The sequence below is a fragment of the Streptococcus sp. HMSC067A03 genome, from assembly GCF_001814295.1.
Lineage (GTDB): Bacteria > Bacillota > Bacilli > Lactobacillales > Streptococcaceae > Streptococcus > Streptococcus constellatus.
Genome location: NZ_KV815678.1, coordinates 6,491 through 30,493, shown reverse-complemented (window position 1 = coordinate 30,493; position 24,003 = coordinate 6,491). Strand labels below are relative to the sequence as shown.

29 protein-coding genes are annotated in these 24,003 nt (G+C 40.8%); 2 read left to right on the top strand and 27 right to left on the bottom strand.

The genetic code is table 11. The features are described from left to right. Positions 1 to 40 precede the first annotated feature (40 nt). The 19 genes from rpsH to tgt all read right to left on the bottom strand — a co-directional run bounded on the left by rpsH (position 41) and on the right by tgt (position 11,698). A complete protein-coding gene (gene rpsH, locus HMPREF2963_RS07070) occupies positions 41 to 439 on the bottom strand; it encodes a 30S ribosomal protein S8 (RefSeq protein WP_003071323.1) in 399 nt (132 codons plus the stop codon). A gap of 145 nt (positions 440 to 584) precedes the next feature. Continuing rightward, positions 585 to 770, bottom strand: coding sequence for a type Z 30S ribosomal protein S14 (locus HMPREF2963_RS07065; protein WP_001085699.1), 186 nt, complete (start codon positions 768 to 770; stop codon positions 585 to 587). A gap of 17 nt (positions 771 to 787) precedes the next feature. Beyond that, positions 788 to 1,330, bottom strand: coding sequence for a 50S ribosomal protein L5 (rplE, locus tag HMPREF2963_RS07060; RefSeq protein ID WP_003071324.1), 543 nt, complete (start codon positions 1,328 to 1,330; stop codon positions 788 to 790). 23 nt (positions 1,331 to 1,353) lie between these two features. Continuing rightward, on the bottom strand, positions 1,354 to 1,659 hold the full coding sequence (rplX, locus tag HMPREF2963_RS07055; RefSeq protein ID WP_003071325.1) for a 50S ribosomal protein L24: 306 nt from the start codon (positions 1,657 to 1,659) through the stop codon (positions 1,354 to 1,356). Positions 1,660 to 1,735: 76 nt separating this feature from the next. Continuing rightward, a complete protein-coding gene (rplN, locus tag HMPREF2963_RS07050) occupies positions 1,736 to 2,104 on the bottom strand; it encodes a 50S ribosomal protein L14 (RefSeq protein ID WP_003071326.1) in 369 nt (122 codons plus the stop codon). A 25-nt stretch (positions 2,105 to 2,129) separates the two neighbouring features. Continuing rightward, positions 2,130 to 2,390, bottom strand: coding sequence for a 30S ribosomal protein S17 (gene rpsQ / locus HMPREF2963_RS07045; RefSeq protein WP_003026542.1), 261 nt, complete (start codon positions 2,388 to 2,390; stop codon positions 2,130 to 2,132). Positions 2,391 to 2,417: 27 nt separating this feature from the next. Then, complete coding sequence (rpmC, locus tag HMPREF2963_RS07040) at positions 2,418 to 2,624, bottom strand: 50S ribosomal protein L29 (protein WP_003071328.1); 207 nt, start codon at positions 2,622 to 2,624, stop codon at positions 2,418 to 2,420. Between the two features lie 9 nt (positions 2,625 to 2,633). Then, on the bottom strand, positions 2,634 to 3,047 hold the full coding sequence (rplP, locus tag HMPREF2963_RS07035; protein ID WP_003062852.1) for a 50S ribosomal protein L16: 414 nt from the start codon (positions 3,045 to 3,047) through the stop codon (positions 2,634 to 2,636). A gap of 3 nt (positions 3,048 to 3,050) precedes the next feature. Beyond that, positions 3,051 to 3,704, bottom strand: coding sequence for a 30S ribosomal protein S3 (rpsC, locus tag HMPREF2963_RS07030; protein WP_003071330.1), 654 nt, complete (start codon positions 3,702 to 3,704; stop codon positions 3,051 to 3,053). A gap of 12 nt (positions 3,705 to 3,716) precedes the next feature. Beyond that, positions 3,717 to 4,061 (bottom strand): 50S ribosomal protein L22, encoded by a 345-nt coding sequence (gene rplV, locus HMPREF2963_RS07025; RefSeq protein ID WP_003026550.1) that lies wholly within the window; start codon positions 4,059 to 4,061, stop codon positions 3,717 to 3,719. A 14-nt stretch (positions 4,062 to 4,075) separates the two neighbouring features. After that, entirely contained in the window at positions 4,076 to 4,354 is a 279-nt protein-coding gene (rpsS, locus tag HMPREF2963_RS07020) for a 30S ribosomal protein S19 (protein WP_000533765.1), read from the bottom strand. A gap of 86 nt (positions 4,355 to 4,440) precedes the next feature. Beyond that, a complete protein-coding gene (rplB, locus tag HMPREF2963_RS07015; protein WP_003071334.1) occupies positions 4,441 to 5,274 on the bottom strand; it encodes a 50S ribosomal protein L2 in 834 nt (277 codons plus the stop codon). Between the two features lie 17 nt (positions 5,275 to 5,291). Beyond that, positions 5,292 to 5,588 (bottom strand): 50S ribosomal protein L23, encoded by a 297-nt coding sequence (locus tag HMPREF2963_RS07010; protein WP_003029482.1) that lies wholly within the window; start codon positions 5,586 to 5,588, stop codon positions 5,292 to 5,294. Beyond that, positions 5,588 to 6,211, bottom strand: a complete 624-nt coding sequence (gene rplD, locus HMPREF2963_RS07005; RefSeq protein ID WP_003029483.1) for a 50S ribosomal protein L4 — start codon at positions 6,209 to 6,211, stop codon at positions 5,588 to 5,590. The genes HMPREF2963_RS07010 and rplD overlap by 1 nt, the downstream gene beginning before the upstream one ends. Before the next feature lie 24 nt (positions 6,212 to 6,235). Then, positions 6,236 to 6,862, bottom strand: coding sequence for a 50S ribosomal protein L3 (rplC, locus tag HMPREF2963_RS07000; RefSeq protein WP_003029484.1), 627 nt, complete (start codon positions 6,860 to 6,862; stop codon positions 6,236 to 6,238). A 203-nt stretch (positions 6,863 to 7,065) separates the two neighbouring features. After that, positions 7,066 to 7,374: a 30S ribosomal protein S10 gene (gene rpsJ, locus HMPREF2963_RS06995; protein ID WP_002894478.1), complete on the bottom strand. Its 309-nt coding sequence runs from the start codon at positions 7,372 to 7,374 to the stop codon at positions 7,066 to 7,068. Between the two features lie 514 nt (positions 7,375 to 7,888). Then, positions 7,889 to 9,706, bottom strand: coding sequence for an acyltransferase family protein (locus tag HMPREF2963_RS06990; RefSeq protein WP_070669287.1), 1,818 nt, complete (start codon positions 9,704 to 9,706; stop codon positions 7,889 to 7,891). Positions 9,707 to 9,885: 179 nt separating this feature from the next. Further along, positions 9,886 to 10,530 (bottom strand): uridine kinase family protein, encoded by a 645-nt coding sequence (locus HMPREF2963_RS06985; RefSeq protein ID WP_070669286.1) that lies wholly within the window; start codon positions 10,528 to 10,530, stop codon positions 9,886 to 9,888. Positions 10,531 to 10,555: 25 nt separating this feature from the next. Further along, the gene (tgt, locus tag HMPREF2963_RS06980; protein WP_037598467.1) at positions 10,556 to 11,698 is read right to left on the bottom strand and encodes a tRNA guanosine(34) transglycosylase Tgt; all 1,143 of its coding nucleotides are present in this window, start codon (positions 11,696 to 11,698) and stop codon (positions 10,556 to 10,558) included. A gap of 200 nt (positions 11,699 to 11,898) precedes the next feature. Here tgt and HMPREF2963_RS06975 point away from each other — a divergent pair, with 200 nt between their 5' ends. Further along, positions 11,899 to 12,744 carry a DUF975 family protein gene (locus HMPREF2963_RS06975; RefSeq protein WP_070669285.1) on the top strand — a complete coding sequence of 282 codons (846 nt, stop codon included), beginning with the start codon at positions 11,899 to 11,901 and terminating at the stop codon, positions 12,742 to 12,744. Between the two features lie 257 nt (positions 12,745 to 13,001). On the opposite strand, the gene HMPREF2963_RS06970 is transcribed toward HMPREF2963_RS06975, so the two are convergent. The 5 genes from HMPREF2963_RS06970 to HMPREF2963_RS06950 form a co-directional block, all read right to left on the bottom strand. Then, the gene (locus HMPREF2963_RS06970; RefSeq protein WP_070669284.1) at positions 13,002 to 13,496 is read right to left on the bottom strand and encodes a kinase; all 495 of its coding nucleotides are present in this window, start codon (positions 13,494 to 13,496) and stop codon (positions 13,002 to 13,004) included. Continuing rightward, a complete protein-coding gene (locus HMPREF2963_RS06965; RefSeq protein ID WP_006270495.1) occupies positions 13,497 to 13,934 on the bottom strand; it encodes a CoA-binding protein in 438 nt (145 codons plus the stop codon). Between the two features lie 166 nt (positions 13,935 to 14,100). Then, positions 14,101 to 16,746, bottom strand: a complete 2,646-nt coding sequence (polA, locus tag HMPREF2963_RS06960; protein ID WP_070669283.1) for a DNA polymerase I — start codon at positions 16,744 to 16,746, stop codon at positions 14,101 to 14,103. 80 nt (positions 16,747 to 16,826) lie between these two features. Then, positions 16,827 to 17,609, bottom strand: a complete 783-nt coding sequence (locus HMPREF2963_RS06955; protein ID WP_070669282.1) for a Cof-type HAD-IIB family hydrolase — start codon at positions 17,607 to 17,609, stop codon at positions 16,827 to 16,829. 2 nt (positions 17,610 to 17,611) lie between these two features. Next, on the bottom strand, positions 17,612 to 19,306 hold the full coding sequence (locus tag HMPREF2963_RS06950; RefSeq protein ID WP_070669281.1) for a PTS transporter subunit EIIC: 1,695 nt from the start codon (positions 19,304 to 19,306) through the stop codon (positions 17,612 to 17,614). Positions 19,307 to 19,469: 163 nt separating this feature from the next. On the opposite strand from HMPREF2963_RS06950, the gene HMPREF2963_RS06945 reads away from it, so the two are divergent. Continuing rightward, complete coding sequence (locus tag HMPREF2963_RS06945; protein WP_070669280.1) at positions 19,470 to 20,225, top strand: MurR/RpiR family transcriptional regulator; 756 nt, start codon at positions 19,470 to 19,472, stop codon at positions 20,223 to 20,225. 61 nt (positions 20,226 to 20,286) lie between these two features. On the opposite strand, the gene HMPREF2963_RS06940 is transcribed toward HMPREF2963_RS06945, so the two are convergent. The 3 genes from HMPREF2963_RS06940 to HMPREF2963_RS06930 form a co-directional block, all read right to left on the bottom strand. Further along, positions 20,287 to 21,318, bottom strand: coding sequence for a sensor histidine kinase (locus tag HMPREF2963_RS06940; protein ID WP_003071363.1), 1,032 nt, complete (start codon positions 21,316 to 21,318; stop codon positions 20,287 to 20,289). Between the two features lies 1 nt (position 21,319). After that, positions 21,320 to 22,006 carry a response regulator transcription factor gene (locus HMPREF2963_RS06935; protein WP_003071364.1) on the bottom strand — a complete coding sequence of 229 codons (687 nt, stop codon included), beginning with the start codon at positions 22,004 to 22,006 and terminating at the stop codon, positions 21,320 to 21,322. 98 nt (positions 22,007 to 22,104) lie between these two features. Beyond that, on the bottom strand, positions 22,105 to 24,003 hold a 1,899-nt coding region (locus HMPREF2963_RS06930), incomplete at its 5' end, for an SSURE domain-containing protein (protein ID WP_070669279.1).

Below are 24,003 nucleotides of genomic sequence, written 5' to 3'. Positions count from 1 at the left end.
CTAATTTTGCTTTGTTCTTTACGAGCTTTGTATCTTAATTTTACCAAACGTAGGCGATTACTTCCCCACCAACATTCTTTTGACGTGCTTCCTTATCGGTCAACAAGCCTTCAGATGTTGAAATGATTGCAATTCCAAGTCCATTTAAAACTTTTGGAAGATCTTCACGTTTTTTATAAACACGAAGCCCTGGAGTTGAAATACGTTTCAAACCAGTGATTACTTTTCCACCGTTTTGATCGTATTTCAAGAATACACGAATAACACCTTGTTTGTCATCTTCAATGTACTCAACGTTTTTCACAAAACCTTCGCGTTTAAGAATTTCAGCAATTCCTTTTTTAATGTTTGAAGCAGGTACTTCCAACACTTCGTGTTTTGCTTGGTTCGCATTACGAATACGTGTTAAAAAGTCTGCAATTGGGTCAGTCATAACCATTTTTATTTTCTCCTCTTACTAGTAGTTTGAAGCTTTCACTTGCTAGTTAATACATGATACAGAGAGCGTGACAGCTTTGGAGCATCGCTCCTGCATCAAACTTCCTATTTTTACTGCGTTCTCTTAACGCTCTCACATCATAATATTACCAAGATGCTTTGGTAACGCCTGGAATTTGTCCTTTGTATGCCAATTCACGGAAGCAAACACGGCAAAGTTTAAATTTGCGGTAAACAGAATGTGGACGACCACAACGTTCGCAACGAGTGTAAGCTTGCGTAGAGAACTTCGCTGGGCGTTTGTTCTTAGCAATCATTGATTTTTTAGCCAATTTATTTACCTCCTAGATTATTTTGCAAAAGGCATTCCAAGGCCTGTAAGCAATTCACGTGATTCTTCATCGGTGTTAGCAGTTGTTACGATAACGATATCTAGACCGCGTGTCTTATCAACATCATCAAAGCTAATTTCTGGGAAAATCAACTGTTCTTTCACACCAAGTGTATAGTTTCCACGTCCATCAAATGATTTTGTTGGAACTCCGTGGAAGTCACGAACACGTGGAAGCGATACAGTAACCAATTTATCCAAAAACTCATACATACGTTCACCACGAAGAGTTACTTTAGCACCGATCGCTACACCTTCACGAAGACGGAAGCCGGCGATTGATTTTTTAGCTTTAGTAATAAGTGGTTTTTGACCTGAGATCAGAGCAAGCTCTTCAGCAGCTTTTTCAAGATTTTTAGCGTTTGAAACAGCGTCACCAACACCCATGTTCAAAACGATTTTATCCACTTTTGGCACAGCCATAACAGATGAGTAGTTGAACTTTTCAGTCAAAGCAGGAACTACTTCATTAAGATATTTTTCTTTTAAACGATTAGCCATTATACTTCTCCTTTCCTTCGTGATTAGTCAAGCACTTCGCCTGATTTTTTATTGTAACGAACTTTTTTGCCATCTACAAACTTGTAGCCAACACGCCCTGCAACACCATTTTTGTCCAACACTTGAACGTTAGATACATGGATTGGTGCTTCTTTTTCTACGATAGCACCTTGAGGGTTTTCATTATTAGGTTTTTGGTGTTTCTTGATGATGTTTACACCTTCAACAACAACTTTATTTACCTTTGGAAGTGCGGCAATGACTTTGGCTTCAACACCTTTGTCCTTACCAGCAATCACGCGAACTTTGTCGCCAGTTTTTACAAACATTGGTTTCTCCTTTGATTTCTTACGCCTTGATAGGCACCCTATCTAATTAAAGATAGGGGACTTAGTTTGTTTGAGATTAAAGTACTTCTGGGGCAAGTGACACAATCTTCATGAATCCACCTTCACGCAATTCACGTGCAACTGGACCAAAGATACGAGTTCCGCGAGGAGTTTTATCATCACGGATAATCACTGCAGCGTTTTCGTCGAATTTGATGTATGAACCATCTTTACGACGAGCACCTGATTTAGTACGAACGATAACCGCTTTTACAACGTCACCTTTTTTAACCGTACCACCAGGAGTAGCTTGTTTTACAGATGCAACGATGACATCACCAATGCTAGCGAATTTGCGTTTTGAACCACCAAGAACTTTGATTGTCAAGATTTCGCGGGCACCGCTGTTGTCAGCAACTTTCAAACGAGTTTCTGTTTGAATCATTTAAGTTTTCTCCTTTCAGGTAAGATTAGATAATAACAGCTTCTTCTACAACTTCTACAAGACGGAAGCGTTTTGTAGCTGAAAGCGGACGAGTTTCCATGATACGAACGATGTCGCCTTCTTTAGCGATGTTATTTTCATCATGTGCTTTGTATTTTTTAGAGTAGTTAATACGCTTACCATAGACTGGGTGGTTACGTTTAGTTTCAACTACAACTGTGATTGTTTTATCCATCTTGTCAGAAACAACGCGTCCAACAAGAGTTTTACGTTGATTACGTTCCATTTTAGAATTTCTCCTTTCCCAAGTCTATTACTTAACTTCTGATTGAACAGTTTTGATACGAGCGATTTGTTTTTTCACTTCTTTCAAGCGTGCGGTTTGTTCTAATTGACCCGCTGCTGCTTGGAAACGAAGTTCAAACAATTCTTTCTTTAATTCATTTTCACGCTTCGCGAGTTCTTCTTGAGAAAGACCACGAAGTTCTTTAACAAATTCTTTTACTTCATTAAGTTTCATGCCTTCTCCTTATTCAGCTTCACGTTTTACGAATTTTGTTTTAACTGGCAATTTGTGGCTTGCAAGACGAAGGGCTTCACGAGCAACTTCTTCTGATACACCAGCGATTTCAAACATCACTTTGCCACGTTTAACGGGTGCAACCCAACCTTCTGGAGCACCTTTCCCAGATCCCATACGCACACCGATAGCTTTGGCAGTGTATGATTTATGTGGGAAGATTTTAATCCAAACTTTACCACCACGTTTCATGTAACGCGTCATAGCGATACGGGCAGCTTCGATTTGGCGGTTTGTGATCCAATGGCTAGTAGTTGCTTGAAGACCATATTCTCCAAATGCTACTTCTTTACCACCTTTAGCTTCACCGCGCATTTTACCACGAAATTCGCGACGGTGTTTAACACGTTTAGGTACTAACATTGGTTATTTACCTCCTTTAGTGTTTTTACGAGCCGGAAGAACTTCTCCGCGGTAAATCCAAACTTTAACACCAAGTTTACCGTAAGTAGTATCTGCTTCTTCCCAAGCGTAGTCAATATCTGCGCGAAGTGTGTGAAGTGGAACAGTTCCTTCAGAATATCCTTCTGCACGAGCGATATCTGCACCGTTCAAACGACCAGATACTTGAGTTTTAATCCCTTTAGCACCAGCACGCATAGTACGTTGGATAGCTTGTTTTTGAGCACGGCGGAAAGCAACACGTTGCTCTAACTGGCGAGCAATACCTTCACCAACAAGATGAGCATCTAAATCTGGTGATTTGATTTCAATGATGTTGATGTGGACTTGTTTTCTAGTCAATTTGTTAAGTTTTGCACGAAGTGCATCAACGTTTGCACCACCTTTACCGATAACCATACCTGGTTTGGCAGTGTGAAGGGAAACATTTACTTTGTTTACTGCGCGTTCGATTTCAATAGTTGAAACAGCTGCGTCAGCTAATTCTTTTTGAATGAATTTACGGATTGCAAGATCTTCATGAAGGTAATCCGCGTATTCTTTTTCAGCATACCATTTGGCATCCCAGTCACGGATGATACCGACACGCATACCTATTGGATGTACTTTTTGACCCACGATTTTACCTCCTTATTTTTCTGCAACAACCACTGTGATGTGGCTAGTGCGTTTGTTGATTGGTGAAGCTGAACCTTTCGCACGTGGACGGAAACGTTTCATGGTTGGTCCTTCGTTTGCGTAAGCTTCAGATACTACCAAGTTTGCTTTTTCCAAACCAAAATTGTTTTCTGCGTTAGCGATTGCTGAATTGAGCACTTTTTCGATAATGCCAGCAGCTTTGTTTGGAGTGAATTTCAAGATTGCGATTGCGTCAGCGACATCTTTCCCACGGATATTGTCCAAAACCAGACGAGATTTGCGAGGGGAAACGCGCACTGTACGAGCCATTGCTTTAGCTGAAGTAATTTCTGCCATGTCCTTCTCCTCTCTTATCTACGTGTCTTCTTATCGTCAGCTGCGTGACCCTTGTAAGTACGAGTTGGCGCAAACTCACCAAGCTTGTGACCTACCATGTCTTCCTGAATATATACAGGTACATGCTTGCGGCCGTCATAGACTGCGATTGTATATCCAATGAAACTTGGGAAGATCGTTGAACGACGTGACCAAGTTTTGATGACTTTTTTCTTTTCGTCGTTGGCTTGAGCTTCAACTTTCTTCATCAAATGCTCATCGACGAAAGGTCCTTTTTTAAGACTGCGTCCCATTTTTATGTTTTCTCCTTTAAAATAAGTACCACAGCGGCCTGCGCTGCTTAGCAGCGCTACCGAGCTGGCGGATAGATTGTTTTAGATTATTTCTCGTTGCGACGACGAACGATGAGTTTGTCAGATTTCGCTTTTTTGTTACGAGTTTTAAGTCCAAGAGCAGGTTTGCCCCATGGAGTAGATGGCGCTTTACGACCAACTGGTGCTTTACCTTCACCACCACCGTGCGGGTGATCGTTAGGGTTCATTACAGAACCGCGAACTGTCGGGCGAATACCTTTCCAACGGCTACGTCCTGCTTTACCAAGATTAACCAAACCGTGTTGTTCATTTCCGACAACACCAACTGTGGCACGGCAAGTGCCAAGAATCATACGAACTTCACCAGATTGAAGACGAACAAGGACGTATTTCCCTTCTTGTCCCAACACTTGAGCAGAAGCTCCGGCAGCACGTACTAATTCACCGCCATGACCTGGTTTCAATTCAATATTATGAATCAATGTACCGACTGGGATATTAGCGAGTGGAAGAGCGTTTCCGACTTTGATATCTGCTTCTGGTCCAGAAACGATGCGTTGGCCAACTTCAAGGCCCTTAGGAGCGATGATATAAGCTTTTACACCATCAGTGTAATGTACAAGAGCGATATTCGCTGAACGATTTGGATCGTATTCAATTGTTTTAACAACTGCTTCAACACCATCTTTATTGCGTTTGAAGTCAATTAAACGATAGTGGCGTTTGTGTCCGCCGCCTTGGTGACGAACAGTGATACGACCGTTGTTGTTACGACCGGCTTTGTTGTTCAAAGAAACAAGCAAAGTTTTTTCTGGAGTGCTCGTTGTGATTTCGGCAAAATCCAAAGAAGTCATATTACGGCGACCATTTGTAGTTGGTTTATAAACTCTGATTCCCACGATATTTCCTCCTTAGATTATTCTGTTTCAGCACCAAACAACTCGATTGCTTTTGAATCAGCTGTAAGAGTGATGATAGCTTTTTTAGTTTTATTTGTAAAACCAGTATAACGCCCTACACGTTTTGCTTTTGGTTTTACATTGATTGTGTTCACGTTTGCAACCTTTACTCCATCAAAAGCAGCTTCAACTGCTTGTTTGATAAGAAGCTTATGAGCACGAGTGTCCACCTCAAATACGTATTTACCCTCTTCAAGAAGAGCCATTGAGCTTTCTGTAATGATAGGCTTTTTGATTACGTCATACAAATTCATTATGCAAGAACCTCCTCGATTGTAGAGATAGCTTCTTTAGTAACAAGAAGTTTGTCGCTATTTACGATGTCAAGAACACTTGCAGTTGTTGCAGTTGCAACTTTCACATTTGGAAGGTTACGAGCTGAAAGTGCAGCAAATTCATTTCCTTCTTCAAGAATTACAAGTACTTTTGAATCAATGCTAAGCGCAGCAAGTACTTTCGCAAACTCAGCAGTTTTTGGAGCTGTAAATGAAAGGCTGTCTACAGCTACGAATTTGTTTTCAGCAACTTTTTCAGAATAAACTGATTTAAGTGCCAATCTACGAACTTTTTGTGGAAGTTTGTAGGCATATGAACGAGGAGTTGGACCAAATACGGTACCACCACCACGCCATTGTGGAGAGCGAATAGAACCTTGACGCGCACGTCCAGTTCCTTTTTGACGCCATGGTTTGCGTCCGCCACCTGATACTGCAGAGCGGTTTTTAACAGCGTGAGTTCCTTGACGAAGACTTGCACGTTGACTGATGACAACATCAAATACAACTGATTCATTTGGTTCGATACCAAATACTGCATCGTTAAGAACTACTTCACCAGCTTCTTTACCAGTTTGGTCAAATAATTTTACGTTTGCCATTGTGACTGATTTCCCCTTTCCTTATTATTTACCAGCTTTAACTGCTGATTTGATCGTGATAAGAGATTTCTTAGCACCAGGTACGTTACCTTTGATCAGGATAACGTTTTTCTCTGGAACAACTTGTGCAATTTCAAGGTTTTGAATTGTTACACGATTTCCACCCATACGACCTGCCAAGTGTTTATTTTTGAAAACACGGTTAGGCGCAACTGGTCCCATTGAACCAGGACGACGGTGATAACGAGAACCGTGAGCCATTGGCCCACGAGATTGACCGTGGCGTTTGATAACACCTTGGAAACCTTTACCTTTTGAAGTTCCTGTTACATCAACAACATCGCCGGCTGCGAAAGTGTCAACTGTAATTTCTGCACCAACTTCTAAGCCTTCAATGTTTTTGAATTCACGAATGAAGCGCTTAGGAGCCGTGTTAGCTTTTGCTACATGTCCTTTAGCAGGTTTGTTGCTCAATACGTCACGAAGGTCATCAAAACCAACTTGAACTGCGTTGTAACCATCTGTTTCAACTGTTTTCACTTGAAGAACAACGTTTGGAGCCGCTTCAACAACAGTCACAGGGATTAATTCGCCAGCTTCAGTGAAGATTTGAGTCATTCCCACTTTTTTCCCTAAGATTCCTTTTGTCATGAGAAAATGTTTCCTTTTCTATAGTTTTTTCAAAAAGTTTTTAACGAGCGTTTTTTATGCTCAAGATTAAGATACCAAGGGCGTCAAGAGCGAAGCAAAAATAGAAAACTGACGCCGTGTTCGATGAACACTAGGAAGTTTATCTTTTTTGCACGGCTCTTAGCCTGTGTTCAATTTCACTTGAACGATTTCTTAATATTTGATTAAAGTTTAATCTCTACGTTCACACCACTTGGAAGATCCAATTTCATCAAAGCGTCAACTGTTTTTTGAGTTGGGTTAATGATGTCGATCAAACGTTTGTGCGTGCGCATTTCAAATTGTTCGCGAGAATCTTTATATTTATGAGTCGCACGAATGATTGTGTAGAGGCTGCGTTCAGTTGGAAGTGGGATTGGACCTGCAACTTCAGCACCTGTACGAGTAGCAGTTTCTACGATTTTTGCAGCCGCTGTGTCAAGTGTACGATGTTCGTAAGCTTTCAAACGGATGCGGATTTTTTTGTTTGCCATCTTTTTCTCCTTTTTCGTCTATTTAAGATAATAGGCTAGCTCCACAAGAAAACCGACAGACGATCACGTGGCAATGCAACCGAGCGTGTCGCAACCTCTTGTATCAAAGCTATAGACTGTTTTTCACAGCACCATAATATCTTAACACAAAGAACCAAGCATTGCAAGGGATTTGAGCAAGTTTTTTAGTTTTTTTATTTGAAAGCGTTCCCCTTTCTTATTGAGCTTTTACTATCTTCTGAAAAAGCAAGAGATTAAATATAGAAATCTTTATTAGTCGTAAGTACCAACACAAAAAAATCAAGTCTCATTTAAAATGAGGCTTGACATTTACAAATCATTTTTTCTTTAATATGAATAAGTAGAATTGCCTGGTAAGAAGACAAACTACCCCTTCCACGCTTAAAGTCAGTTTGTTTCCTACATGCTTAGTTGAAGGGCTTGCACAGATTTTTAACTACTAGGATAAATCGAATGTTCAATACAAACTTGCACTTCCCCATGCACTAAGAATTTACTTGTGCTTTACAGGCCCATCTGCTGCTTTTGTGACAGCCTTTTGAATTTCCTGCGCATAGAGTCGACCACCTGCAGCAATTGTGTCGGCATCTTCTCCAAAGTGGATATGATCACTACCTACCCAGATTTCTGGGTGCTGCTTGGCAGTAGTGTTCCAATCGGCAATGGTGACGTAAGCATATTTCTTGGCTAACTCTCTGGCATATTGCGCATGTTTTTCGGCGACAGGATTGTCATATTTGTCTGAATTACCATCGTAAGGAGTTACCAGAATAAGCCGATGTCCCTTCGGTAAGGTCTTGACCAACTCATTCAGTTCTTCTTCGTAGTTAAAGACAATATTAACACCGGTTGCTACCACGACGGTCTTGAGCAAGCCGCCAGCTGCGGCATTATTGCTCATAATTTCGCGAGCCTGAGCTGTATTGCGACTGCCTTGAGCATCGACTTGTGCATCCGGCAGGACTTCCTTCAGCGGAGTACTAGCCCGTAAGGTAACGGAGTCACCAATAATCGTCACACCATCTGCAATATTGTAACTACTAGCTTCTCCTTTTTCTGCAAGACTTTTAGTCCGATTTAGCTTGGTGTCAGCCTGATGAAGACCATTGACTAGCATATCTGTCTCAAATGCCCCAATCTTCGGAGCAAGTCCGATAGCCAGCAGGCTGATAAGAAGCAAACCTACGGAACTCATTGCCAAGACCTTTTTCAACTGCGTAAAATGCAAGTCCCAACCGAGAAAAGCAGGGGATTTCCCAGCAATGATTGGCTCAATAACATAAAAGGACAGTCCAGCAAAAGCAAGAGAAAGAAGACTTGTTAACATCACCGCAGGCAGATTGCCCATCAGCTGTGAAAAAATCGTGTAGAAAGGCCAATGGAAAAGATAGACTCCATAACTCGTATCAGCAATCACTGTCAAAACTAGTGGTTCTTTTAGGTCAGGAGTCTTCTCATGCAAGATCCGTGTAGCCAATATCATAGCCGCCGCTGACAAACTAGCCAAAAGAAAACCAAGCAAATAGGTAAAAAGCGAATCAAACTTGACCCAAAGCATCATCACGCCTAAGAGCCCCGCTCCCGCCGCAAAGACCAGACAAGCCTCTCGCAAAGACCAGGAGCGAATTATTTTCTTTAACAGGCCTGTCATCTGTTTGATACCGGTCAAGGTCGCTAGGATACTGCCGACAAAGAAAGGATAAATGTGAGTCCAGGTCGAGAAATAAAGCTCCGAAAAACTGAGTCCTAAAAGGCTGCCAATAAACATACTGAGAAAGCTGATAAGCAAACCAAACGAAGACAGCAAAAAGATACTGCCCCTCAGCTGACCGGCTGTTTTGCAATATTGGGCTAGGAACCAGATGGCCAGTCCCCAAAGTAGATAATAATGAACCTCTACAGCCAGACTCCAGTTATGGACAAATAAATGCGGAATAAACTGAGCCTCGTAGCTTCCGCCCGTCATCATTTCGTAAAAGTTAGTCACAAATCCCATGACTGCTGCAATCTGCGTTCCAATACCGGCTACAAAATCCCGCCGAATCAAAAAGGTAAAGGGCATGACCACCAATACCATGACGATGACAGGGGGAACAATCCGATAAAAACGCCGTCGAAAGAAGGCTAGAAGCTCTATTTTTTTACTCTGAGAAAACTCATCAATCAAGAGCGCTGTAATCAGAAAACCTGAAAAGGTAAAAAAGACATCAACACCGAGAAATCCCCCAGGAAATAATTTTTGAAAAAAGTGATACAAGAGAACCAGCAATAAGCCTGTCACTCGAACCATTGAAAACCATTTGATACGCATATTTCTCCTAAATCCTTTTCACTACTGCTACAGACCGACCAACTCCCGCAAGCCTACATCACTGCTGAGTCAAGCAAGCCAAAAATTCTGTTAATTGCTGCATTTAGCAACGTTGCTATAAAATCTATTTTATTCTATTTTACCAAAAAATAAGCCAAAAAAACAAAAGACCTGGAATTTTATTTTCCAAGTCCATTGCTTATTTTATCTATTCCAAAGCCCTCTTCAGTCTGGCTGATGAGAAAATCAGCCTCTTCCTGATACATTTTATAGTAGTGTTCATATTGCTGGCGGCGGCTGGTGTGCACTTGCCGAATCCAGTGCACATCGCGACCTCGAACGGCTGTATCTCGAGCCAAGCGGCGCTCCAGCTCTGTCCCCTCATCCGTGTGAAAGCAAATAGATAAATCAAACAGATTCTTTGGTAAAAAAGCTGCTGACATGCCTTCTACTATTAAAATCGGCTTTTGAGCTGACAAGCGGAGGCTGGATGCCCAAGCTGTACCTATCGTCAAGATATCCAGACCAGACTGCAAAGCACGAATATCTCGTTCTAGACTACTGAGCTCATGAACAGCCGGGAGATAGGCTGTTACTTTTTGATGAGGAAAATCCTTAGAACTGAGCAAATCTCGATACTCTCCAACAATTACGTAAGGATCTGTTGCCAGCAGATTGGCTCGTTCCTCACCCAGAATTAGTTGGAGTTTTCGAGCGAAAGTTGACTTGCCTGAAGCACCATGACCGTAAATACACAGGGTATGTTTTTGGTCGTCTGACAGATATGCTGTCAATCTTTCCAGCAATTTTTCTTCATCAGACATAGTTTATCCTTTCAAATAAAATTTCTTAAAAATTCCTCTTGGATCGATTGTAGCCATAACGCTCGACAAAGTCTTCACGAAATTCTAGTAAATTATCATCTAAAATAGCTTGACGAACCTTTTTCATCAGATTAACCAAGAAATAAAGATTATGATAGCTAGTTAGACGCAAGCCAAATGTTTCATCAGCTTTTAGTAAATGACGAATATAGGCTCGTGTGTAATTTTTACACGTATAACAATCGCAATCATGGTCTAGTGGTGTAAAATCTTCTGCAAACTGAGCATTCTTAATCACCAAACGTCCTTCGCTGGTCATACAGGTACCGTTTCTGGCAATCCGAGTTGGCAGGACGCAATCAAACATATCAACGCCCCGAATCACACCGTCTATCAAACTATCCGGCGCTCCAACTCCCATGAGATAGCGAGGTTTGCTTTCGGGCAGCATAGGCGTTGTGAAGTCTAGCACTGCATTCATCTCTTCGTGAGACTCTCCGACAGCTAGCCCACCGATAGAATAACCTGGAAAATCCATGCTGACCAAATCATGCGCCGATTGACGACGCAGATCTTCAAAACCAGCTCCCTGCACAATCCCAAAGAGTCCTTGATCGTGAGGGCGACTGTGAGCTTTAAGCCCACGCTCTGCCCAGCGACTCGTCCGCTCAATGGATTTCTTGACATAATCATACGGTTGGTAGAACTGCGGGCATTCATCAAAAGACATCATGATGTCACTTCCCAGATTGTTCTGAATAGAAATCGCTTTTTCTGGCGACAAAAACATCTTAGAGCCGTTTAGGTGATTTTTAAAGGTCACACCCTCTTCTGTGATATTGCGGCTGTCTGCCAAGGAATAAACCTGAAAACCTCCGCTATCCGTTAGAATAGCTTGATCCCAGTTCATGAACTTGTGCAGCCCACCCGCACGAGCAATCAGCTCATCACCTGGTCGCAACCAGAGATGGTAAGTATTGGCCAAGATGATACCAGAGCCCATTTGCTTGAGCTCCTCAGGAGACTGAGTCTTGACCGTAGCCTGAGTGCCGACCGGCATAAACATAGGTGTTGGAAAGGTGCCATGAGGTGTGATAATCTCTCCCAAACGAGCACCTGTGTGCTTTTCTTTTTTAATCAAACGATACTGAATCGGTGAATCTGACATTTTTACCTCCGATGCTGGGAAAAACAGTCCCAGATCTTCATTCTATAGTGTGTGAGTTTCACTTGCTCACAACATCCTGTATGATTTTATCAAAAAAAAGAGGAAAGATAAAGCAGTAATTTTTTCAAAAGGTTTTCTGCCAGCTATGATTAACTTGACTCCAAAATATGGTATAATATGTTTCAAATTAGGAGGCAAATATGAATTTAAGTGAATTGCGGGCAGAGGCTCGTCGTATCCAACGTCAAACCAAAGGTATCTATGTACTCTTTTTAGTACCAATTCTAACGGCGATTATTTCCGTTGTTTACAATTATTCTTCAGATACCTTTTCCAATAATATCTTACAATATGGCATTCAAAAGACGATTGTCCACGGAATCAATCGTTCTCTTTTCCCAATCGCGATTAGTTTTATCGTATCTTTCTTTTTGACGGCTGCTTTTTGGACCTTACTGGAAGTCATTCGTGGAAAACGGCAAGAGGTGCATTTTACAGATTCAGTTCGGACTTTTGATAGTAAAGTAATTGGTCCTGTTTTCATGACACTTTTGCTCAAACGTGTATTACTATTTCTGTGGAATATTTTCGTCTGGATTGGAAGCGGCATGATGATTCTGGCTAGTTTTAGTGTCATAAAACTCCTCCCCAATTCTCAAGCTCTCTCACAAAATACTGCACTTCAAACAACTGTTGGGACATTGTTACTTTATATTCTCATCGGTTTTATTTTGATGGTAATCGGTATTATTATTGCACTTCCTCAATATTACGCTTATTCGCAAGTAGAATTTATTCTTTGTGACACATTAGAAAACCAGAGCTATGAGAGCGCCTTTAAAATTATTCGTACAAGCCGCCAGATGATGAAAGGATATAAAGGCAAGCGATTTGTACTTGATTTAAGTTTTATTGGCTGGTACTTGCTAACTGCTATTACTTTGGGGATCGCATCTATTTATGTCTATCCCTACGTTTTTACAGCTCAAACTCTTTTCTATGAAGCTGTGCTAAAGGAACAAGATCAGACTCCAATTTTTTATTAATTTCTTGCATGAAACAATTGGCAATCCAACAAAAGACTTGAACGAACTGTTCAGGTCTTTTGAGTTGTATCCATTTTTCGTAAAGTGATTCAGCTAAAGTGTCATATTGCAAACTTTATATGAAAAAAGCCACCAATGGGTGACTTTTATTAGGGAGATTATTATGAAAAAGTTTAGGATTTCTATCAAATAAAGTTAGGAGGTCTTCATTTGATAAACATAGTATAACCAAGTTAGCTTAAATCAACCTTAATTTTTTATAACAAATTGATATTTTTAGAAATTTTTTGAAAAGCATCTTCCAGCGAAACCTGATCTGTAAATATCGCTTCCTCCCAACCCAAAAAATCACATTCTTTCCACCAACGTTTCATATCAGCTGGACTAAAGTCTGCTTTCTTGTTCCTCGTTTGGTGACGGTGAACTGTCTCTTCAAACGTTAAATCATAATAGTAAGACAGAACTTTTGGATAAAATAGAGTATGCAATTTTTCTAGCATTTGCCCATAAATATCTGTTTCATAAAAACCTTCAACGATAACCAACAAATCTCGCTCATAGCCATAGCGGGCGATCGTTTCTGTCAAAGAGATTGATAGATTGCCCGGCTTGACCTTTTCTTTCAGCATATCACGACGAACGATATCTTGTGAGATGAGCAGCGTCTTTCGACCATAGTATTCTTGCAATTTCTTTGCCAAACTCGTTTTTCCTGAACCAGAATTACCTCTGATAATCACCAATGTTGCCATTTATTCTCCAAAAATTAGACGGGTGTGCTCCTGCTTGATACAGCGATCCATGACAATATCATCCCGACCAGCTGCCCGCAGAATCTGCTCCGCTTCTTCATTCTCCAGACCCAACTGCGCCCAGAAAATTGTAGCATCTGCTTCCAGAAAATCACGCGCCACATCTGGCAGAAATTCACTGCGACGATAAATATCTACAATGTCAATAGAAAAAGGAATGTCCTTTAGACTGGCATACACAGTCTCGCCTAGAATTTTCCTACCAGCTGCTCGTGGATTAATCGGAATAATCCGATAGCCTCTCTCTTGCATCTCTTTGGATACACGATGGCTAGTTGCCTCCTCACGATCCGACAAGCCAACAACCGCAATCACCTTGCTATTTTTTAAATACTGTTTGATAACCCCATCGCTGGGATTTTGGAAATGATAGGTCATAAAATTTTCTCCGTAATCTTTCATGTATCGTGAGCCATACCGTCCCTTTTTGAACCAGAAACACAAATATTTTATAAAGTTGATGTATTTGCCTTGAAAGTTTCTGATCTGAACTGAACACAGCTAAAAAATCAGAATGATATAGCTCTTTGGGGGACTTTTGATTCTACTTCGCTTCATACCAGGTCTTGCCAGCACTTTCGTCCGCTTTCAAGGGTACAACAAGTTCAATGGCAGATTCCATGATGTCTTTGACCAGCGTTTTGATAGCGGTCAGTTCGTTTTCAGGTACTTCCAGCACAATTTCGTCATGAACTTGCAGCAACATCCTAGTTTTAAAATTCCCATCTGTCAGAGCTTGATCCAGCCGAATCATAGCAATTTTGAGAATATCAGCTGCACTGCCCTGAATGGGCGAATTGATTGCTGTTCGTTCTGCAAATCCTCGGACATTGAAATTACGAGAATTAATATCTGGAATCTCCCGACGACGGTGGAAGAGAGTTTCTACATAGCCTTTATCTCGAGCCTCTCGTACCACATTTTCCATATAATTCTTAATTCCAGGATAGCGTTCAAAATAAGTATCAATATAAGATTTAGCTTCTTTACGGCTAATCCCCAGATTGTTGGCAAGTCCAAAATCAGAAATCCCATAAACAACACCAAAGTTGACAGCTTTAGCATTACGGCGATCATTTGGTGTCACATCCTCTGGCTTTTCAATACCAAAAACCCGCATAGCTGTCGAAGTGTGAATATCAGCTCCATGTCTGAATGCTTCAATTAAATGTTCATCACCCGAAATATGCGCCAAAACCCGCAACTCAATTTGTGAGTAGTCGGAACTGAGCAAGACACTATCCTTCCACTCCGGCACAAAAGCTTTCCGAATTAAGCGTCCTTGCTCCAAACGAATTGGAATATTTTGCAGATTGGGATCCACACTAGATAGTCTTCCTGTCTGGGTCAAATCTTGAAGATAGCGAGTATGAATCTTTCCGTCTGCTAAAATCCAATCCTGTAGCCCCATAACATAGGTTGATTGAATTTTAGCAATTTGCCGATAGTCCAAAATCTTCTCCACAATCGGTGCAATCGGTGCCAAACGTTCCAATACATCTACTGCCGTAGAGTAGCCCGTTTTGGTTTTCTTAGTGAAAGATGTTGGCAGACCCAGTTTTTCAAAGAGAATGCCTCCCAACTGTTTAGGCGAATTGATATTAAACTCTTCCCCTGCTAAGTCATAGATTTCCTGAGTTAGTCGAGCTAAAACTTCCTCATTTTCAGTCTGCATCGTTTGCAATGTTTCGCGCTCTACCTTGATACCAGCAATTTCCATCTTAGCAAGGACAAAAGCTAGCGGTTGCTCCATTTCATACAGCAGATTTAGCTGGTCATGCTGACGTAGCAAGTTCGTCATAGGCTTTTCCGTTTCAACGAGAACTGTGACTTTTTTGGCTAGATGGCTCAATAAAATAGCTTTTTCAGGCAATGCCCGCTTAGCTCCTTTTCCATAAACCACTTCATCTTCAACGAGTCTAGTCTTGCCATAAAGATTAGCAATCGTTGCAATTTCATTGTTATCAACGGTCGAAAGAAGGTACTTTGCTAAACGACTATCAAACGCTGGTTGCGAAAGCTCAATGCCTAAGCGACTGAGTAAGACTTTAGAGCGTTTAAAGTCATAAACCTTCAAGGCTGTATTTTCCAGAAATTCTTTGAAAACCGGCTGCTGCAAAAGACTGATGTCCTGACTGGCATAAATCTGCTGTGAATTTCCCCAAGCAAAGCCAACCATCTCGTCTATGTGGTAATTGTCCCCCAACATTTCAAAGTAGAAAAAACCGTCTGCACTGAGCATTTCTGGACAAACTTCCGTCACTTCTTCAAAAGTAATGTCAGTCGTTTCCTCTGGCTCTATCTCTGCTTCTAGCGCTTGCTTAAATTGTTTAAAGCCCATTTCATCATAGAATCTACCTAGTTGTTTAATATCTGATCCTTGATAGAGAATATCTTCTAAACCGATTTCAATCGGAGCTTGAGTGTCAATAGTGACAAGCTTTCTAGACAAGAAAGCTATTTCCTTATCCTTAATGAGATTTTCCTTCATCTTAGACTGCTTCATTTGGTCAATGCTGTTATAAATGCCTTCCAGAGAACCATATTCCAAAAGAAGCTTGAGCCCTGTTTTTTCGCCGATTTTAGTCACGCCAGGTATATTATCTGAGGAATCGCCCATAAGAGCTTTGAGATCAATGATCTGGGCTGGTGTAATTCCCATTTTTTCCATTAGATAGGCTGGTGTAAATTCCTCAAATTCTGCCACACCCTTTTTGGAAATTTCCACAATTGTATTGTCATCGGTCAGCTGGATTAGATCCTTATCTCCGCTCACGATCGTCACATCGTAGGGTACAGGCGTGTTTTCAGCCATTTTATCCAGAGTTCCAATAATATCATCAGCTTCATACTGATCCAAGTCGTAATAGCGAATACCTAACTTATCCAGCATTTCTCGGATAAAAGGAAGCTGCTCACGAAATTCCTCCGGCGTTTTAGCTCGACCACCTTTGTAATCAGCATACATCTCTGTCCGAAAGGTGGTCTTCCCCGCATCAAATGCCACCAAGATATGAGTCGGCTGCACCCGCTCCATTAAATGATTGAGCATAAGGTGAAAGCCATAAATAGCATTGGTATGAAGTCCGGACGGACTCTTGAATCGATCAATTTGATTGTAAAGTGCGAAAAAAGCACGATAAGCTACAGAAGAGCCATCAATTAACAGTAATTTATTCTTATTTTCCATATTATTTATTATACCATGAAACCAAAGAAATTTTCTGATTAAGAATAATAGCAATATCTAAAAAGCCTAAGAGAATTTTCTTAAGCCTTTATACTATTTTGATACAATAACTTCTCCAAATGCTTGATAGCATCTGCAAAGCTGTCGACAACATAGGAAGCAGCTGCCTGGACAGTGGCAGGGGCATGTGTCATACAATAGGAAATATCGGATTTTTCAAACATCGAAATGTCATTTCCAGAGTCGCCAAATGCCACAACTAGTTGATAATGCTTTTTCAAAAGCTGTAAACCACTACCTTTTGAAACATCTTTCGCAGTCACTTCTATGCGAGCGCTCCCTGATTGATAGACTTCTAAGTGGGGAAAATGTTCTTTTAATTCTTTTACATAGACAGACGTTTTCGCTGCTTCTGGACGAATGTTAAACTTGTAAATCTGACGTTGCCGAACCAGATCATAAGGATTTTCCAAGCAAAGGATGGGCATATTCCACAAACGCCGATTGTCCTCATGGTCAAAGTTACCAATTCTCTCTTCGCCATCAAGTGCATCAAAAACGAGTTTTTCTTTTTTGAGGTAGTCTAACAAGGCCTGTACATCTGCTGATGCCAACTTTTGAGAAAATAATATATTCCCATTTTCAGCAATCATGGCGCCATTAAAGCCGATTGCATAGCTTAAATGAAGTTGATTACGTTGCGTAATGTAGTTGATTTCCTTGACAGAACGACCCGTAGCAATAGCGAAGTCACTGTAACGTGTCAACTTTTGATAAGCTTGCCAGTCTACTGAATTAACATCAACAGAATTTTTCACAAAAGTTCCGTCTAAATCTGTTACACATAAAATCTTATGTGCCATGGCTATTCCTCTAAACCTAGAATGTCTTGGATTTCCATTTTGAGAACATTGGCATAAGCGCCATAGATAGATTGCATTTGCATGCCATTTTCAGCAAAACCAAGCGCTTCATATTGGTTGACAATCGTATCCTTATCCACTAATGATTTGTCCTTGACATCAATCCGCAAACGAGTGATACAAGCATTGACATCAACAATATTTTCCGGACCACCGTGGGCTGCAATCAAACCGAGAGCCTGTTGGTGCGTTTTTTCTTGCTTGCTAAGTTCTTTCCCTTCAGATTTTTCTGGAGTAGGTGCTGTATCCTGTGGAGCTGCTTGACCGACATTTTGAACCTTCAAGCCATATTTACCACGCGCTTCTTGCTTACTTGCCAACTTGACTTCATCCGTATCTTCTCGACCTGGAGTCTTAAAGTTGAATTTCAAAATCATAAATTTAAAGACATAGTAATAAAGGAAGAAATAAGGGATACCTACTAAGAAAACGAGCCACCAGTGCGTTTTAGGTCCTTGCAACACACCGTAGATTACAAGGTTAATGAAACCATGTCCGGTAGGAGTTGCTACACCAGCACCCAGCATGTGCATAACAAACAAAGCAGAACCTGCCAAAACAGCGTGCACAGCGTAAAGCATTGGTGCCACAAAAAGGAAAGTAAATTCGATTGGCTCTGTAATACCAGTCAAGAATGAAGTTCCGGCTGCTGCAAAGAGAAGGGAACCTGCTACTTTACGTTTTTCTGGAGAAGCTGTCTTGTACATAGCATAAGCAGCACCAGAAAGACCGAACATGAAGTAAACAAATTTACCGCCATTGAAACGCGTAATAGATGGGTCAATAGACTTGATCGAAGAATCCGCTAAAGAAGCAAGGTAGGCATTAACCGTACCAACGACATGGTTCCCACCAATTGTCCATGAGCCACCAAGCTCTGTCGTACGGACCGGCCAGTTGAGACCATGGTGCAAACCAAATGGCAAGAGAGCCCGCTCAATCAATCCATATAAGAAAGTGCCAATCGGGCCTGACTTCAAAACGAGGATAGACACTGCGCTAATGCCTGCTTGAATAGTCGGCCAAATAAAGAAGATTACAACGGCTACAAAGGACATCGCCACCATAGTGACAATTGGTACGAAACGAGGTCCACTGAAGAAACCAATCATGGTTGGCAATTCTTGTTTCACAGCCCACTTGTGAATGAAGTAAACAGAAACCCCAACGATAATCCCTCCAAACACACTGAGGTCCATGGTTTGAATCCCTAGAACCTTTGTCTGCATGGCATTTGATAGGGCAAGTTTGGCTGCACCGCTTGATAAGTTAGCAGTATTGACTAGCCTTCCACTGATTTTCAACAAGAAATTCAAAACATTGTGCAAAACAAGAAAACCTAACAAACCAGATAAAGCTGCCGACCCTTTTTCCCGTTTTGCAAGACCAACTGAAACTCCGACTGCAAAAATAACAGGTAAGTTGCTAAAAGCTGTACCACCAAGCGCAATGAAAAATTTCATGACAAATTGAAAAACTGCATTGTTCAAAAATGGGAACATCTTGAGTGTGTTTTCATTGGTAAAAGCTGTACCAATACCTTGAATAATCCCTGCGCCGGGCAGTACCGAAACAGGGAGTAAGAATGAGCGTCCAAATTGCTCAAAGGCAGAGATAAATTTATTCTTCTCTTTCATTTTTTTTGCTCCTTGTATTTTTCTGTTTTCATTTTAACAAAAATAAACGCGAAAACGTTTTTTTAGAAAGAAGTTTCTATCTTGCATAATTTTGACTATTTCGGTAAAATTTTACTAAGTAGAAAACGTTTTTCTAAAAACAAGGTTTTAGAAAAGAGGCTTTATGTTTCTAAAAAATTTAAAACAACACTATGATCGATTGTCTGTAAATGAGCAGGAAGTCATTGACTACCTCATGCGTCAGAAAGAAGTAGAGACAATCACATTAAAGACCATTGCAAACGAACTTTTTATTTCCTCTTCCACTGTCATTCGTGCTTGTAAAAAATTAGGCTATCAAACTTATAATGAATTACGCTATGATTTACGCTTATCAAAAGAACTAAAAAAAGAGCAAGCCAAGTCTGAACGAACTTCTTTTGAGCAATTAAAAGAACAGGTACAAGTCGAATTTGAACACACCGTATCCATCTTGTCTGAACAAGATTTTCAGATTTTTGCGGCTAAAATTCTTTCAGCTAGAAGGATCTTCTGCATCGGAGTAGGATCTAGTTACATGCCTATGAGCGATTTTAACCGAAAACTCAAACTTATCAATATTTGGTCCAATGATTACTTTGAGCAATACAGCATTGACCGGATTAAAGACATTGCTACACCAAAAGATGTGATTATCGTCTTTTCACTCGGTGGCAGCAATAAAGACGTCAACCACAGTATCTTACAGGCAAAAGAACAAGGGGCAACTGTTCTTACAATCACCACTTTAGGAAACCATCTTCTCGCTAAAATCAGCGATCACATGATTTTTGTCTATGATGCACCAAAAAAACGCGAAAAATTGCGTTCGCGTTTAATGTTCAATTTAGTTGGAAATCTTCTCTTTGAAGTCATTCTAGCTGATCAACAAACAAACTAATAAAAACAAAGAGTGAGATAAACAGGAAATGTTCATTTTTCTAGTCTATCTCACTTTCATTTTATAAATCTAATACAAGCGAAAAACTACTACCTTGTCCATACTCACTTTGCACGAAAATATCACCACCCAATTGGCGTGCCAATTCACGTGCGATATAGAGCCCTAGACCGTGCCCGCCTGTTTTCATATTGCGCGAGCTTTCCACTCGATAAAGGCGCCTGAAAATCTTGTCTAAATCTTCTGGTTTGATGCCCTGTCCTTCATCCGTAACACTGACAGTCAAACGCTGACTTTCGACAACTGCATCAATACTTAACTTTGTTCCTGCCTCTGAATACTTAAAGGCATTGCTGACAAGATTGAGAATAATTCGTGATAACTTGTCATAGTTGCTAATAATCTTTGCCGATGCTGGCTGCACAGAAATTTGAATATCTCTCTCCTCTTTATCAATGGCCAGCTGAAATTCTGACATAATATCAATCAGTAGCTTATCCAGAAAAATCTCTTCTTTTTCAAGCGGCGCATTTGGCTGATTCATTGTATTCAGGGTAATGAAACTCAATTCTTCCACTAGTTTATTCAAGCGATCAGTCTGGCGACTGATGGTTTTTAGATAATGTCGCTGCTCATCTGCCGCAATCACACCGTCTAGCATTCCTTCCACGCTTGCCTGAATGGAAGTTAAAGGAGTCTTGATATCATGCGATAGTTGTGCAATCATCAAACCCTTTTCCTTCTCACTTTCTTCCAACGAAGTAAAGGTACTTTGCAAGTTTCTTGACATATTATTAAAGGCATCTGCCAGCTCTTTAAATTCAGTTGGATTTTTTATATCATTTACTGTTGCAAACTTCTTGTCAGAAATTCCTTTTATGAGCTGTTTTAATTTATCCAAAGAGAGAAAGACACGGCTCAACAGCAAAAGGCTGACCAATGCCCCTGTAATACTAGCCAGAATGCTAATACCAATAATAAAATAAATATCACTTTTTGAAATCAGCATGGTGTTGACAGACCAGATGATTGCAACAACCGTGATCGTTGTGGAAATGAGGTATCCCACAATAATAAAGTGTTTTAATTTCATTTTAAACCTCTATCTTATACCCTAAGCCCCAGACGGTCTTAATCGTGGGCGTTTTTTCAGTACTGAACTTAGCTAAATCCTGCCGCAGAGCATGAATGTGTACGTTTAGCGTATTGGTGTCATCCACAAAATCTTCTCGCCAAACTTTTTCGTATAATTCTGTCTTTGAAAATACACGCTGAGGATTACTAGCAAGAATCCATAGTAGTTCAAACGATTTAAGGGTCATTATCAATGGTTGTCCGTGAACTGTCACTTTGCGTGTTTCATAATTTATCTCTAAATCTCCTAGTTGGAGTTTTTCATCTGCTCCCGCACTACGGTGAATGCGACGTAGGATATTATTGACTCGTAAAACCAATTCCCGCGGACTAAAAGGCTTGGTAATAAAATCATCCGCACCCATACTGAGAGAATAAATCTTATCTGGCTCAGATGTTTTAGCCGTGATAAAAAGGAAAGGCTGGTCTGGAGCAAGATATTGTACTTCCCCAATCAGATCATAGCCATCCATATTAGGCATCATAATATCTGTAATTATCAAATCAATTGAATATTTCTGAAACAACTCTAAAGCTTCTTGTCCATCATGCGCCACATTGACTTCATAACCTGCCTGTGTTAAATAACGCTTGTTAATCTCGGTAATCTCTACTTCATCATCTACTAACAAAATTCTCTTTGTCATATCCTTACCTCTACTGTGAAAAATAGTGTTATACCATGAAAAAGTATAACACTATTCCTATACTTGATTCAAGCATTATCGCTCACAAAGTGCGAGGCTTATTTCTTTTCTCTGCGTTTCATTCCGACAAGTGCTAGAATAGCTGCTGAGCTTAATCCAAGAAGCCCTAGAACTGTCAAACCAAGAGAAGATTTTTGACCTGTATTAGGAAGCGATTTTTTACTTGCCTTAGCTTGTCCACCTTTTGAAGATGTCGCAGAAGGTGTTCCGCCTTTATTTGAATGCTCGTTTCCATCATGTTCTGCTTTTTTGCCCTGGTCTTGTGTTTGACCATTTTGACCTGGTTGTGATTTTTCTGGCTTAGCTTCTGCTTTCTTTTCACCTTTTAGGTTAATTGTGACAGATTTGGTTGCAATGACATTGCTTAAGTCAGCCTTGCCATCTTTTGCACCATAGACTGTAACAGTTGCTTTATACGAATGTGTTCCATTGGCTTTTAACTGTTCTAACAGAGCTTTGTCTTGTTTACCTGCAGCATTACCGTCCAATGAAACTTGGTAGAAATATTGCCCTTTGCCTAAGCCCGCCAGTGGCAACAAGCCTGGATGCTTTGCCTTACCGTTATCAGACCATGGTGCTCCATTTGAGGATTTGAGTAAAAGACGTGTTAACATCCCATCTCCACCAAAGAGTTCATACGGAATCACTTGGTTGACACCGGCTGTAAATGGTCCAGGAAAGACTGCATTTTTCAAGTAGCTTGCTGGAACATCAATCTTATCTTTGATATTTTCTGAAACAGATTTCTTGATTTGATCTGCTGTTGTTGTGCCATTTAAGTTCAATTTTACTTGACGAGTCGCAATCACATTGTTCAAGTCAGCCTTGCCGTCTTTTGCACCGTAAACCTTAACAGTCGCAGTGTAAGTATGAGTGCCGTTGGCCTTCAGTTGGTCTAAAAGCGCCTTACCTTGTTTGCCCGCAGCATTACCGTCCAATGAAACTTGGTAGAAATATTGGCCTTTGCCTAAGCCTGCTAGTGGCAACAAGCCTGGATGATTCGCTATGCCATTATCTGACCATGGTGCTCCGTTTGATGATTTGAGCAGAAGACGAGTCAACATGCCATCTCCACCAAAGAGTTCATACGGAATCACTTCATTCACACCAGCTGTAAATGGTCCAGGATGGTTCGCATTCTGTAAGAAGGACGCTGGAACATCTGTACTTTCTTTAATGTTTTCTAAGACGGATTTCTTAATTTGGTCCGCTGTTGTTGTGCCATTTAAGTTCAATTTTACTTGACGAGTCGCAATCACATTGTTCAAATCAGCCTTGCCATCTTTGGTTGCACCGTAAACCTTAACAGTCGCAGTGTAAGTATGAGTGCCGTTGGCCTTCAGTTGGTCTAAAAGCGCCTTACCTTGTTTGCCTGCTGCATTACCGTCCAATGAAACTTGGTAGAAATATTTGCCCTTTGGAATGCCTGCAAACGGAAGCAAGCCTGCATGATTTGCTGTGCCATTATCTGACCATGGCGCTCCATTTGAGGATTTGAGTAGAAGACGCGTTAGCATCCCATCACCACCAAAGAGTTCATACGGAATCACTTCATTCACACCAGCTGTAAATGGACCAGGATGGTTCGCATTTTGTAAGAAGGACGCTGGGACATCCGTACTTTCTTTAATATTTTCTGAAATAGATTTCTTCGCTTGTTCTAATGAAGGATCTGCTTTAGATTTCAAACTATTAAGGTTAATCGTCACTTGACGAGTCGCAATCACATTGCTCAAGTCAACTTTACCATCTTTTGAACCATAAACTGTTACGGTAGCGGTGTAACTTTGTGTACCGTTCGCTTTCAATTGATCCAACAATTCTTTATTTTGCTTGCCTGCTGCATTTCCTCCAAGTGATACCTGATAAAAATACTTACCCTTCGGAATGTTAGCAAAAGGAGGCAAGCCTGCATGATTTGCTGTGCCATTATCTGA